General features: G+C 50.4%; 9 protein-coding genes and 1 pseudogene. 4 read left to right on the forward strand and 6 right to left on the reverse strand.

The genetic code is table 11. From position 1 onward, the window contains the following. Nucleotides 1–11: 11 nt before the first annotated feature. From NM96_07230 to NM96_07240, 3 genes and pseudogenes are all read left to right on the forward strand, one after another. The gene (locus NM96_07230; GenBank protein ID AVR79148.1) at nucleotides 12–2918 is read left to right on the forward strand and encodes a translation initiation factor IF-2; all 2907 of its coding nucleotides are present in this window, start codon (nucleotides 12–14) and stop codon (nucleotides 2916–2918) included. Nucleotides 2919–2959: 41 nt separating this feature from the next. Beyond that, nucleotides 2960–3882: pseudogene (locus tag NM96_07235) on the forward strand (IS30 family transposase). A gap of 597 nt (nucleotides 3883–4479) precedes the next feature. After that, on the forward strand, nucleotides 4480–7137 hold the full coding sequence (locus NM96_07240; protein ID AVR79149.1) for a type 1 secretion protein: 2658 nt from the start codon (nucleotides 4480–4482) through the stop codon (nucleotides 7135–7137). A 563-nt stretch (nucleotides 7138–7700) separates the two neighbouring features. Here NM96_07240 and NM96_07245 read toward each other — a convergent pair. After that, a complete protein-coding gene (locus tag NM96_07245) occupies nucleotides 7701–8165 on the reverse strand; it encodes an osmoprotectant transport activator ProQ (protein ID AVR79150.1) in 465 nt (154 codons plus the stop codon). Nucleotides 8166–8266: 101 nt separating this feature from the next. On the opposite strand from NM96_07245, the gene NM96_07250 reads away from it, so the two are divergent. Next, nucleotides 8267–8476 (forward strand): hypothetical protein, encoded by a 210-nt coding sequence (locus tag NM96_07250; GenBank protein AVR79151.1) that lies wholly within the window; start codon nucleotides 8267–8269, stop codon nucleotides 8474–8476. Here the strand turns inward: NM96_07250 and aroC are convergent. The 5 genes from aroC to NM96_07275 form a co-directional block, all read right to left on the reverse strand. Further along, on the reverse strand, nucleotides 8403–9494 hold the full coding sequence (aroC, locus tag NM96_07255) for a chorismate synthase (protein AVR79152.1): 1092 nt from the start codon (nucleotides 9492–9494) through the stop codon (nucleotides 8403–8405). The two genes, NM96_07250 and aroC, sit on opposite strands and share 74 nt — an antisense overlap. 103 nt (nucleotides 9495–9597) lie before the next feature. Next, nucleotides 9598–10368 carry a hypothetical protein gene (locus NM96_07260; protein ID AVR79153.1) on the reverse strand — a complete coding sequence of 257 codons (771 nt, stop codon included), beginning with the start codon at nucleotides 10366–10368 and terminating at the stop codon, nucleotides 9598–9600. A gap of 117 nt (nucleotides 10369–10485) precedes the next feature. Further along, entirely contained in the window at nucleotides 10486–11568 is a 1083-nt protein-coding gene (trmA, locus tag NM96_07265) for a tRNA (uridine(54)-C5)-methyltransferase TrmA (protein AVR79154.1), read from the reverse strand. Nucleotides 11569–11715: 147 nt separating this feature from the next. After that, a complete protein-coding gene (locus tag NM96_07270; protein AVR79155.1) occupies nucleotides 11716–12432 on the reverse strand; it encodes a GntR family transcriptional regulator in 717 nt (238 codons plus the stop codon). Nucleotides 12433–12790: 358 nt separating this feature from the next. Next, entirely contained in the window at nucleotides 12791–13210 is a 420-nt protein-coding gene (locus NM96_07275) for an OsmC family protein (GenBank protein ID AVR79156.1), read from the reverse strand. Nucleotides 13211–13330: the final 120 nt, after the last annotated feature.

Here is a 13330-nt window from a genome sequence, read left to right on the forward strand (position 1 = left end):
TGGGGGTACAGATGAGTAACACAACCGTAGAACAATTTGCCGCCGAACTGAAACGCCCCGTCGATGATTTGCTGAAACAACTGAAAGAAGCCGGCGTCAATAAAAGTAGCGGCAGCGATTCCCTGACGCTGGACGACAAACAACTGCTGAACGCCTATCTGAAAAAGAAAAACGGCAATGACGGCGGAACCATCAGTATCCGCCGCAAAAAAACCGAAGTCAGCACTGTCAGCGGCGTCAAAGTCGAACGCAAACGCGGCCGTTCCGTAACGATTCCTTCGCCGGAAGAGCTTGCCGCCGAAGCTAAAGCCAAAGCAGCATCTGAAGCACAAAAAGCCGAGCAGGCAGAAGCGAAAGACCAAGCCGCAGAACAGGCGAAAGCCGAAGCTGAGGCCGCCGCCCGTGCCGAAGCGCGTGCGAAAGCCGAAGCGGAAGCTGCGAAGTTGAAGGCTGCCAAAGCAGCAAAAGCCGAGCCGAAAGTCAAAGCGGAAGAAGCGAAACCTGTTGAAGCGGCTGAAAAACCTGCCGAAGTGAAAGCAGCTGGAAGCAAAGCCGACGACAAACCGGCAGAACCCGCTGCACAAGCAGTTCAGGCTGAAGACAAACCTGCCCAAAGGTCGTCTGAAAAACCTGCCGAAGGCAAAGCCAAGTCTAAACAAGACAAAGGCAATAAAGGCAAAGACGCGAAAAAAGCAGCAAAACCCGCTGCCCCTGCCGCTCCGCAACCTGTGGTCAGCGCGGAAGAGCAAGCGCAACGCGACGAAGAAGCACGCCGCGCCGCCGCTTTACGCGCCCATCAAGAAGCCTTGTTGAAAGAAAAACAAGAGCGTCAGGCGCGCCGCGAAGCCATGAAACAACAGACGGATCAGCAAGCCAAGCCTGCAGCCGAAGCCAAAGCTGCCGAGCAGCGCAAGCCTGCCGAAAAAGCCAAAGCCGCGCCTGCAGAAGGCAAAGCCGCCAATCCTGCCCGTGCGAAAAAAGAAGACCGCCACAACCGCGACGATGACAACCAAGGCCGCAACGCCAAAGGTAAAGGCGGTAAAGGCGGACGCGACCGCAATGCGCGCAACGGCGACGACGAGCGCGTACGCAGTGGTAAAAAAGGCAAGAAACTCAAACTCGAGCCGAACCAACACGCCTTCCAAGCGCCGACCGAACCTGTCGTTCACGAAGTCTTGGTTCCCGAAACCATTACCGTTGCCGATTTGGCGCACAAAATGGCAGTCAAAGGCGTGGAAGTGGTCAAAGCCCTGATGAAAATGGGCATGATGGTGACCATCAACCAATCCATCGACCAAGACACCGCCCTGATTGTGGTGGAAGAACTCGGCCACATCGGCAAACCTGCCGCCGCCGACGATCCCGAAGCATTCTTGGATGAAGGCGTGGAAGCTGTGGAAGCCGAAGCGTTGCCGCGTCCGCCGGTCGTTACCGTGATGGGTCACGTCGACCACGGTAAAACCTCGCTGTTGGACTACATCCGCCGCGCCAAAGTGGTACAAGGCGAAGCGGGTGGCATTACCCAGCACATCGGCGCATACCACGTTGAAACCCCGCGCGGCGTGATTACCTTCTTAGATACCCCGGGTCACGAAGCGTTTACCGCCATGCGCGCGCGCGGTGCGAAAGCAACCGACATCGTGATTCTCGTGGTCGCAGCTGACGACGGCGTGATGCCGCAAACCATCGAAGCCATTGCCCACGCTAAAGCAGCGGGCGTGCCGATGGTGGTAGCCGTGAACAAAATCGATAAAGAGGCGGCCAATCCCGAGCGTATCCGCCAAGAGTTGACCGCACACGAAGTCGTGCCGGACGAATGGGGCGGCGATGTACAATTTATCGACGTGTCCGCCAAAAAAGGCATCAATATCGACGCATTGCTCGAAGCCGTATTGCTTGAGGCCGAAGTTTTGGAACTGACTGCCCCTGTCGATGCGCCCGCCAAAGGCATCATCGTCGAAGCCCGTCTGGACAAAGGACGCGGCGCGGTCGCTACCCTCTTGGTGCAAAGCGGTACGCTGAAAAAAGGCGATATGCTGCTTGCCGGTACTGCGTTCGGTAAAATCCGAGCGATGGTCGATGAAAACGGTAAAGCCGTCAACGAAGCCGGCCCGTCTATTCCGGTCGAAATCCTCGGCTTGTCCGACGTACCGAACGCCGGTGAAGACGCAATGGTGTTGGCAGACGAGAAAAAAGCCCGCGAAATCGCGCTCTTCCGCCAAGGCAAATACCGCGACGTGCGCCTTGCCAAACAGCAGGCGGCGAAGCTGGAAAATATGTTCAACAACATGGGCGAAAACCAAGCCCAATCCTTGTCGGTCATCATCAAAGCAGACGTACAAGGTTCTTACGAAGCTTTGGCGGGCAGCCTGAAGAAACTGTCCACCGACGAAGTGAAAGTAAACGTATTGCACAGCGGCGTGGGCGGCATTACCGAATCGGACGTCAACCTTGCCATCGCTTCAGGCGCGTTCATCATCGGCTTTAACGTGCGTGCAGACGCTTCTTCGCGCAAACTTGCCGAAAATGAAAACGTGGAAATCCGCTACTACAACATCATTTACGATGCCATCGACGACGTCAAAGCGGCCATGAGCGGCATGCTGGCGCCGGAAGAGAAAGAGCAGGTTACCGGTATGGTCGAAATCCGTCAGGTCATCAGCGTATCCAAAGTCGGCAACATCGCAGGCTGTATGGTTACCGACGGCGTGGTCAAACGCGATTCCCATATCCGCCTCATCCGCAACAACGTGGTCATCCACACTGGCGAACTGTCTTCTTTGAAACGCTACAAAGACGACGTCAAAGAAGTCCGCATGGGCTTCGAGTGCGGCTTGATGATCAAAGGCTACAACGAAATTATGGAAGGCGACCAACTGGAATGCTTCGACATCGTCGAAGTCGCCCGCTCGCTGTAATTTCCCGTTGTAAATAAAAGGTCGGCGGATTCGCATTTGAAGTGCAACTTTCCATAACAGAAAAAGGCCGGTATGCGGTAGCATACTGGCCTTTCCTGCAAGAAAGATTGCCATGGGCTACACACAACTGACCCAAGACGAACGGCAAAGCCGGCTGACCAAACAGCACCGGCGAAAACCCTATAAGCTCGATTCGCAGCTGGTTCAACACATCGACACCCTTATCCGCCGCAAACTCAGTCCCGAACAAGTATGTGCCTACCTGCATAAACACCACGGGATCACACTCCATCACAGCACCGTTTACCGCTACCTCCGCCAAGACAAAAGCAACGGCGGCACTTTGTGGCAACATCTCAGAATATGCAGCAAACCCTACCGCAAACGCTACGGCAGCACATGGACCAGAGGCAAAGTGCCCAACCGCGTCGGCATAGAAAACCGACCCGCCATCGTCGACCAAAAAACCCGTATCGGCGATTGGGAGGCCGACACCATCATCGGCAAAGATCAGAAAAGCGCGTTATTGACCTTGGTCGAACACACTACCCGCTACACCATCATCTGCAAATTGGATAACTTAAAGGCCGAAGACACTGCCCGGGCGGCCATTAGGGTATTAAAGGCATATAAAGCCAGAGTGCACACCATCACCATGGACAACGGCAAAGAGTTCTACCAGCACACCAAAATAGCCAAAGCATTAGCAGCGAAAACCTATTTTTGCCGCCCCTACCATTCTTGGGAGAAAGGGCTGAATGAGAACACCAACGGACTCATCCGCCAATATTTCCCCAAACAAACCGATTTCCGAAACATCAGCGATCGGGAGATACGCAGGGTTCAAGATGAGTTGAACCACCGGCCAAGAAAAACACTTGGCTACGAAACGCCAAGTGTTTTATTCTTTCCAACCACCGGTACCCTAGTGTTGCACTTGAAATCCGAATCCAAGGTCGTCTGAAAACCTTATCCATCAGGTTTTCAGACGACCTTTTTGTACGTTAAATATAAAAAATAGGCGCGTATTCAGTGAAACAATACCTCAAAACCCTACCCCATCCCCGAACGGCTTGATACTCAACAGCTCATTTATCAAATATTCTTAACGAGTTATTATTTATTCGATATTTTATTTTTTAAAAATTATAGCCTTAGAACATAGAAAATGAAAAATTCACAGAAAAACAAATGTATTTTTTGACTTCATAGCGAAAAGAAAAACGGTAATACGGCATGATATATACAAAACAGGCTTGATTTAAGTACCTTAAAGTACAGATTTTCGCAAATTTAAATGCTGCAAAACCATAACAAAAATTCAATTAACTCATCACATTATTTATAAAAAATGAAGATAAAATATTTATTTTTCGTAAAATCAGAACTTTAAATAAAATATTCAGTCAAACCGCCCATGCCATATTTATATCCGTTCGTACCTAAATCCAACAATTCTCCCAATGCCATGCTAAATTGTTTATTTAGTCAGGAACACCAACAAACCAAATAGTTCCCATCATCACCGTTTAATCCTTCATTTCTACGGAAAACAATATCTATGAATATTAAAACAACTCCTTCAACACAGCACATTCACGGTGTATCTACCTCGGCATATACGGTAAATACCAATAACGGGACCTACATCCGCAGCAATATCAGCCGCACGCTTGCTGCCGGAGAAAAAAATCTAATTCTAGAAGGTGATGCCAATATCTTCGGAGCAGGGAATAACGGGGATAACATACTTATTGGCAACAGCGGACGTAACCGTCTTAATAGCGGACGCGGCAATGATACCGTTTACGGCGGTGGTGGCGATGACACCATCAACGGTGGGGAAGGCTTTGATTTACTGTTCGGTGAAGATGGCGACGATACATTAAACGGGGAAGCCGGTGACGATGTACTTAACGGTGGTACAGGTAACGATACTTACATTTTCAATGCGGCAGGCGGCAGGGATACCATCGTCGATACCGAGGGAAGCAACCGCGTCCGCTTTACCGGAGGCTTGCGTGCCGAAGATTTGACCATAATGGCTGTTACTAACAATGAAGGCGGGCAGGATTGGAAAATCTCCATTAATAACACAGATTCCGTACTAACCATCAGCAACCAATATACTGCCGGAAGCAGTGTTCCTTCCATCCATCAATTTATTTTTGACAGTGGTGTTTTGGACGTAGCCGAATTTATCCGTGCAACAAAAGCCAATATTGAAACAGCGAAACCACAAAACCTGACCATTAATGGAACCGATTCAGACGACGTTTTAAATGGTAGTGATGGCAATGACACTATTGACGGCAAAGCTGGTGCCGACACGATGAGCGGAGGATGGGGGGACGATACTTATTATGTTGATAATGTCAAGGATGTCATTATCGAAAAGAAAGATGCAGGTACCGATACCGTAATCAGCAGTGTTTCCTACACAGCAGCAACCAATGTTGAAAACGTTACCTTGACCGGCAATGCCAATATCTTCGGCGCAGGCAACAACAACGACAATATCTTGACCGGCAATGCCGGACACAACCGTCTCAACAGCGGGCGCGGCAACGATACCGTTTACGGCATGGGTGGAAATGACAACCTTAACGGCGGTGATGGTGATGATTACCTGGATGGTGGCGAAGGGAACGACAACATCAATGGCGACGCAGGCAACGACACTTTAATCGGCGGCAAAGGAAAAGATACCCTAAAAGGCGGCGCAGGTAACGACACCTATATTTTCAGCGACGATGATACGATTATCGACAATCAAGGAAACAACACTTTGCGTTTTTCAGACGACCTCCGTATCAAAGACCTCAAAATCAGCATCAATGACAACGCACAAGGCGGGAAAGACTGGTTGATTACGTCCGCAAACGGCTCCGCATTGATTCGGGACCAAATCAGCTCAGACGGCAAAGTTGCTATCGGACGTTTTGAACTGCTCGGCGAAACCTATACCCACGGATCCCTGCTCAAAGCTGTTGCCAATTCAAAGAAACAAGGTTCGACCATCACCGGCACAGCAAGAGACGACATCCTTACCGGTACAGAGCAAAACGATACCATCGACAGCGGAATCGACGGACGCGACCGTCTGTACGGACTAGGCGGAGATGACATATTGCGTGATAGCGGAACAAGCTATTTCGGTAATGAACGCGATGACGAACTCTACGGCGGCGACGGCAATGATAAATTGTATGCCGACGTCGGTGATGATTATCTGGACGGCGGCGCCGGCGATGACCATCTAGAAGGCGGACAACACAGAGATACTTACGTCTTTGGTAAAGGATACGGACACGATACCATCTTTGACTACAATTTCAATCTTGATCCCGAATTCAACCCAAACGGAATGCAAAACGCCAATACCGTTAAATTTACCGGCGGTCTGACTTTGGATGATTTAGAAATTTCGATGACCCAAGGCTATGACAAATCCGGCATTGATCATATCCCTTCCGATTCCGAATTCATTATTATTCCCCGTCTGAACGGCGATACTTGGAACATTTCAATCAAAGGGACAAACGATGTCCTGACTATTAAAAACCAATCCGGCATTTACGGCGCAATCAGCGAATTCCAGTTTGATTCCAAAACCTATACCGTTGGCGAAATCATTGAGCATTTCGGTCTGAATGTGCCTCACTTTGACAAAGCCGGTAACCTTGTCCACGACCTTACCGATAAAATTGACTGGTATGGTGTTGACCAGAGGGGATACAACCGCGTTGTTTACGGATCGGCTGATAACGATACTGCGGACTTTTCAGACGTGATCGGTAAAGTTACCTTCTACGGTGGCAAAGGAGAAGATATTATCACCTTAGGAAGATACAACGTCATTGACGGCGGTGCGGGTAATGATGCCATTTTTGACTCCGGACACTCGGTTAAAAATACCATTATGTTAGGAAAAGAAAGCGGACACGATACATTGCACAATATCCGTACAGAAGCAGATACTACCGTTCTCTTCTCAGGAAATTTAACGATTAAAGATGTCGAATTGACCACAGGCAAAGACTGGGTTGTGAAGCTGAAAGGTTCAAATAACGCATTGACTATCAAGGATATGGTTCATTCCCCATCCGGTCATGATACGGTTGACACCTTTAAATTTGAAGGTGGCGAAAGCTATACCACTGCCCAATTCCTGAAAGCTTTAGGTATGGATAGTACCGTCAATTACGGCTTGATTTAACCGTCTGAAAGGTCGTCTGAAACTTCTCCCATTATAGGTGGGAAAGGTTTTCAGACGACCTTTTGTTTTGTCTTGATGATAATTCCCGACACCAAATGCCGCTATTTTCCAATACTGATTCAATATGTTGCATGTAATGCAACAATTTAAGAATTTTCATAAAAACTATTGACAAGAATTCTTTATTGTGTCAGAATGATGCCCGTTGAGTTGCTTGATGCAGCTTGATTTTTCTCCTCTATTTCTCCTTTGTAGACTTGGCGCATATCCCAAACGATATGCGCATTTTTTTATCTTGATTTTCCAAGTTTAAAATAAAATCAAACAAAACAAGATATTCCCATCTACTTCAATCCTCACGCATACAAAAATCCATCTTTGAAAACGTGTAATCCCCGATAAAAAATCAACAAAAAACACGTTTGTGAATCCCTGTCAAAGCAGAAATCATGGCCGCAGAGTGTGTTCCTCTACCCCTCCTCCGTTGGTTTGAAATATCCATAAAAAAGGTCGTCTGAAAACAGAAAATCCGTTTTCAGACGACCTTTTAAAATCATTCGATATTATTCGGCGTTGTTTTGTGCCGTTTCTTCAGTTTCGACTGCTGCGCCGACTTGTTCGGCTTCTACTGCCTCAGTTTTCGCTGCCTGTTTGGCCGCTTGGCGCTCGGCTTGTTCTGCCAAAGCCTGCTGGACAAACGGATGCTGTTGGGCGATGGCTTGTTCTTCCGCGCTGACTTCGCCTTTGAAGCGGTTGTTCAAATCAAAACGTTTTCCACCGCGCGCCAAGGCTTTAAGGTAGCGGGGGCGGCGGCAATGGTTGGCGAGGACGCGGGCAATCAGGACAGGATCATATTGGGGCAGCGCAGCAACAAGGTCTTGGTCGATGCCGACGGCCAGCGGTTTGAATCGTTTGAAGACGTCGTATTTGCCGTAGATGTGATCGGCAATCATGTCGGTCTGTTTTTTCTTGCTCATGGTTTGGACGGCGGATTTCAAAGCTGCGCCCAAAGCGGTTTCTTGTGTCATGTCGTTTGTATTCCTCTAAAATAAAGCCGTGCGTTTCTCTATGGCACGGTAATGGCGGTATTTTAGTATAAAGCCTGTGTTTTGGCTAAGTTTTTTTGCGAATGTTCGATTGTAAATGTTTATGTTGCGGACGGGCCGGCACACTTATCTCAATAGGCGTTGAGAAAGGTCGTCTGAAAATGTTCGGCACAATCTGTCATGTTTGTTTTCAGACGACCTCTTTCAATTTTATCCGCACTATTTGGCAATATCGGGCGTATCGACAACTACGTCGGCATTTTGTGCGCGATGGCGCAGGGCGTGGTCGATAAGCACGAGCGCGAGCATGGCTTCGGCGATGGGGGCGGCGCGCAGACCGACGCAGGGGTCGTGTCTGCCGTGGGTGGCAAGTTCGACGGGGTTGCCGTTGATGTCTATGCTGCGGCGCGGGGTGGCGATGGAGCTGGTGGGCTTGATGGCGATGTTGACGTGGATGTCTTGTCCGGTGCTGATGCCGCCGAGGATGCCGCCTGAGTGGTTGGACAAGAAGCCTTGCGGGGTAAGTTCGTCGCCGTGTTCGCTGCCGCGTTGGACGACGCTGCCGAAGCCTGCGCCGATTTCCACGCCTTTGACGGCGTTGATGCCCATCATGGCGTAGGCGATTTCGGCATCGAGGCGGTCGAAAACAGGTTCGCCTAAGCCGACGGGGACGTTGGCCGCTTCGATATGTAGTTTCGCGCCGACGGAATCCAACGATTTGCGTACGCTGTCCATATAGTTTTCCAGCTCGGCAATTTGGCTTTGGTTGGCGGCGAAGAAGGGATTTTGGGAAATGTGTTCGTAGCCTTCAAACTGAATTTCTTTTTCGCCGACTTGGGTGACGTAGGCGGTGATTTCCGTGCCGAATTTTTCTTTCAGCCATTTTTTGGCAACGGCTCCGGCGGCAACGCGGGCGGCGGTTTCGCGGGCAGAGCTCCTGCCGCCGCCGCGGTAGTCGCGCGTGCCGTATTTGTGCCAATAGGTATAGTCGGCATGGCCGGGGCGGAAGCTGGTGGCGATGTTGCCGTAGTCTTTACTGCGTTGGTCGGTATTGCGGATTAAGAGGGCGATGGGTGTGCCGGTGGTTTTGCCTTCGAAGACGCCGGAGAGGATTTCGACTTGGTCGGCTTCGCGGCGTTGGGTAACGTGGCGGCTGGTGCCGGGTTTGCGCCGGTCGAGGTCGGCTTGGATGTCTGATTCGGCCAATGCCAGTCCGGGCGGGCAGCCGTCGATGATGCAGCCCAAACCTGCGCCGTGGCTTTCGCCGAAGGTGGTAACGGTGAAGAGTTGTCCGAAAGTGTTGCCTGCCATGTTTCCCTCTATCGGTCATTTGCTGAAAGATGACGGATTTTAGCATACAAAGGTCGTCTGAAACGCTTTCGGCGGGCGAATCCTGCCTTTGACACGCCTTCTGTTATCGAATCAAATCCCAAGCGAATTTGCCTATGGTCAGACACAGCAACACCATAAATCCATAACGCAGAAACTGGGTGCCGCCGCGTATCGCCAATTTCGCGCCGACCACGCCGCCGCACAAATTCGCCAGCGCAAGCGGGATTGCCCACGCCCAAACGACGTGCCCTTGCGGGATAAAAAATGTCAGCGCGGCGAGATTGGTGGTCGAGTTGATGACTTTGCCCGATGCGTTTGCCGTCAAAAAATCGTAGCCGTAAAAACGGACGAACACGAAAGCCAAAAGGCTGCCCGTCCCCGGCCCGAAAATCCCGTCGTAAAAGCCGATTAATGCGCCGAAAAACAAGCCCCACAAGGTTTCGCGACGCGTCAGCTTTTCAGTGCGCACCGTTTGTCCCAAATCTTTTTTGATAAAGGTATAAACACACATGGCAATCATGATGACCAGCATCGCCGGTTTCATATATTGCACGAGGAAAAAGACCACGGCTTTCGCGCCCAGATAGGAAGCAGCAAACGCCAGTACGGCAGCGGGCAGCAGCATTTTCCACGGCACGGGGATTCTGCGCAGATATTGCCCCGTGGCAGTAACCGTCCCGCAGCAGGAGGCAAACTTATTCACGCCCATCACCGAAGCAACAGGTGTGGAAGTTGGCAGCAAGTTAAACAGCCCAGGTATTTGCAACAACCCGCCGCCGCCGACCGCCGCGTCCATCAGTCCGGCGCAAAATCCTGTAAGCAGTAAGAGGTAGAAAAAGGAATCTACGGGCATGATGATTTAGGCTTTATTGGAAATTTGTTATCAGGGAAAAGGTCGTCTGAAAACAGTTCTGCACATGAAAATCCATGGTTTTAAAATGTTCAAACGACCTTTTTCAAATCCGCTTCTTTATTTCTTCTTCAAATAAACGCCGCTTTCGATATGGTGCGTAAACGGGAACTGGTCAAACAACGCGGCGCGTTCGACAGTATGGGTTTGGCAGAGGGTATCGAGGTTCGCGCGCAGTGTTTCAGGATTGCAGGAAATATAGATAATGTTGTCAAACTGGGAAACCAGCTTCAGCGTTTCATCATCGACGCCGGCTCGGGGCGGATCGACAAAAATCGTGGAAAAATCATAATCTTTCAACGAGATACCCTGTTCTTGTAGGCGGCGGAATTCGCGGCTTTGGGTATAGGCTTCGGTAAATTCTTCCGCAGAGAGGCGGGCGATTTTGATGTTGTCCCTTTGGTTGGCTTCGATATTCCACTGTGCGGCATAAACGGAAGTTTTGGACACTTCGGTCGCTAACACCTGACGGAAATGCTGCGAGAGCGGCAGGGTGAAATTACCGTTGCCGCAGTAGAGTTCGAGCAGGTCGCCGCCGAGGTTTTGCGCGACATCGCATGCCCAGCCGAGCATTTTTTCGCACACGCGGGCGTTGGGCTGCGTGAAACTGCCTTCGACTTGGCGGTAGCGGAAGGTCTTGCCGTTTACGTTCAGCTCTTCGATTATATAGTCTTGAGTCAAAACGATTTTCTGCCCCCTACTCCGACCGATGATATGGATGCCCAATTCACGCGCCAAGGTTTCGACGGCACACTGCCACGCTTCGCCCAGTTTTTTGTGGTAAATCATGGTAACGAGCATTTCGCCGCTCAGTGCAGACAAAAATTCTACGGCGTACCAGCGGTTTTTGAGTTCGGGATTTTTTGCGGCGGCTTCGATGAGCTTGGGCATCAAGGCGTTGATGGATTCGGAGGCGGCGGGAAATTGGTCGCAACGTATCAAGCTTGCGCCGCTTGCTTTCTGCCCGCGCTCGAACATGGCGTAAAACATTTCGCCGCCTTCGTGCCAGATGCGGAATTCGGCGCGCATCCGGTAATGCTGTTCGGGGGATTCGAAAACTTGAATTTCAGGAAAATCCAAACCTTGGAAAAGCTGTTGCAAGTATTGGATTTTTTGGTCGAGCTGTTGCGTATAAGCGGTCATTGGAGAAATGTCTCATGGAAAAGATGTCGGAATGTCGGTTTGGTCGGCAGGTTGGCGTAAAGCTGCTTGACAACACCGAAAATGCTGACAAAGGTCGTCTGAAAACTTACTACGCTTGTTTTCAGACGACCTTTTATCGGCATTTGATTACTCGCCTTCGTATTTGCGTTCCAAACGCTCTACGCACGCGCTTAAGTGTTTGCGCATGACTTTGACGACGCGGTTGCGTTTGCCGTTGACCAGCAGGTCGAGGATTTCGCGGTGTTCGGAATGGGTGTGGGTGTTGATGGTGCGTTTTTCATGACGCTGCGCATCGAAAACGGCGACGATGAGCGAAGAGCGGGCGCACAGGGTGTTCATGATGTCGAACAAGACGTGGTTGTCGATGAGGCGAGCGAGTTCGACGTGGAAGGCGTTGGACAGGCGGTTCCAACCCACGCGGTCGCCGCTGTCGGATGCCTGTTCTTCACGCTCGATCATCGCGTAGAGCGGCTGGAGGCGGGTTTCCAAATCGGGCATATCGGACAGGAGGTTCAAAATCATGCTTTCCATTTCGATACGCGCGTTGAACACGTCCTGCATTTCCTTCAAATCGGGAACATGGACGAACGCGCCGCGATTGGGCTGCAAATCGACGATTTTGTCGTGCGCCAACAGGGACAGCGCGCCGCGCACAGTATTGCGCGAGCAGACCATTTGGCGGCAAAGCTCGGATTCGGTCAGTTTTTTGCCGGGCAGCAAAACATGGTCGGTGATGCCATCCAAAATCAGGGCGTAAACGCGGAACAGCTCCGAATCATGCCTGCCTGGCGGCATCATGGAAGAAGGGGTAGGCGCATGGAGGGTATCGTTATCGGTATTCATTATTTAAGCTCTCCTCATAGTCTGGCGTGTCATATCGTTTGAAATCACAGAAATTTTGCAACGGCAGCAACCCGCCCCTTATCGCTTTTTGCTTGATTCCATTTCGATATAGCACAAAATCTGATTAAGATATAATTAAAAATTGTTGACAATCTCTAGTGAAGCTTGCACAATATCCTCACAAGGCCAAGTTATGAAGGCTGATAGAGAGAGAATCCACAATAAGCAAGCAGATATATTCATAGTGTAGCGTGAATATATCTGCTTTTTTGTCGGGCGGCCTTTATTCACGCTTTAACAATATTCCGCCTCTAAACGCTTTTCAGACGACCTCAAGGATACGGGGTCGTCTGAAAAATTACTCTGCTTCGACGGTTTCAAAACTGTGGGTGATTTTTGCAGCCTTGCCCAGCATAATCGAAGCGGAACAATATTTTTCGGCGGACATCTGCACGGCGCGCTCGATGGCGGATTCGGTCAAATTGTGTCCGATAACTTTAAAATGGATATGGATTTCGGTAAATACGCGCGGGGCATCGTCGGCGCGCTTCGCGGTAACCGTCGCTTGGCAGTCCACTACCTTTTGACGCTGTTTCTCGGCAATCATCACGACATCGATGCTGGAGCAGCCCGCCACGCCCAAAAGCAGCATTTCCATCGGGCTGGGGCCGCGTTTCACCTGCCCTTCCGCCGCCGCGCCTTCCATAACGACGCTGTGTCCGTTTTCGGTCGTGCCGACAAAGCACATTCCGTCTATCCATTTTGATGTAACTTGCATGATTGCCTTTCTATCGCAAAAATGCCTGAGAAACAGGCGCATTTTCATATTGTAAACATTTTTTACGGATAAATATAGGCGCAAGGATAGAGAAGGTCGTCTGAAAACTCGCAAAGCTTG

The organism is Neisseria mucosa (genome assembly GCA_003028315.1).
Lineage (GTDB): Bacteria > Pseudomonadota > Gammaproteobacteria > Burkholderiales > Neisseriaceae > Neisseria > Neisseria mucosa.

Excerpts from the sequence above, each read along its gene's own strand:
- NM96_07240 (AVR79149.1), top strand. The coding sequence starts at position 4,480 with ATGAATATTAAAACAACTCCTTCAACACAGCACATTCACGGTGTATCT.
- NM96_07250 (AVR79151.1), top strand. The coding sequence starts at position 8,267 with ATGTTCGATTGTAAATGTTTATGTTGCGGACGGGCCGGCACACTTATC.
- NM96_07275 (AVR79156.1), bottom strand. The coding sequence starts at position 13,210 with ATGCAAGTTACATCAAAATGGATAGACGGAATGTGCTTTGTCGGCACG.
- NM96_07260 (AVR79153.1), bottom strand. The coding sequence starts at position 10,368 with ATGCCCGTAGATTCCTTTTTCTACCTCTTACTGCTTACAGGATTTTGC.
- NM96_07245 (AVR79150.1), bottom strand. The coding sequence starts at position 8,165 with ATGACACAAGAAACCGCTTTGGGCGCAGCTTTGAAATCCGCCGTCCAA.
- aroC (AVR79152.1), bottom strand. The coding sequence starts at position 9,494 with ATGGCAGGCAACACTTTCGGACAACTCTTCACCGTTACCACCTTCGGC.
- NM96_07230 (AVR79148.1), top strand. The coding sequence starts at position 12 with ATGAGTAACACAACCGTAGAACAATTTGCCGCCGAACTGAAACGCCCC.
- NM96_07270 (AVR79155.1), bottom strand. The coding sequence starts at position 12,432 with ATGAATACCGATAACGATACCCTCCATGCGCCTACCCCTTCTTCCATG.
- trmA (AVR79154.1), bottom strand. The coding sequence starts at position 11,568 with ATGACCGCTTATACGCAACAGCTCGACCAAAAAATCCAATACTTGCAA.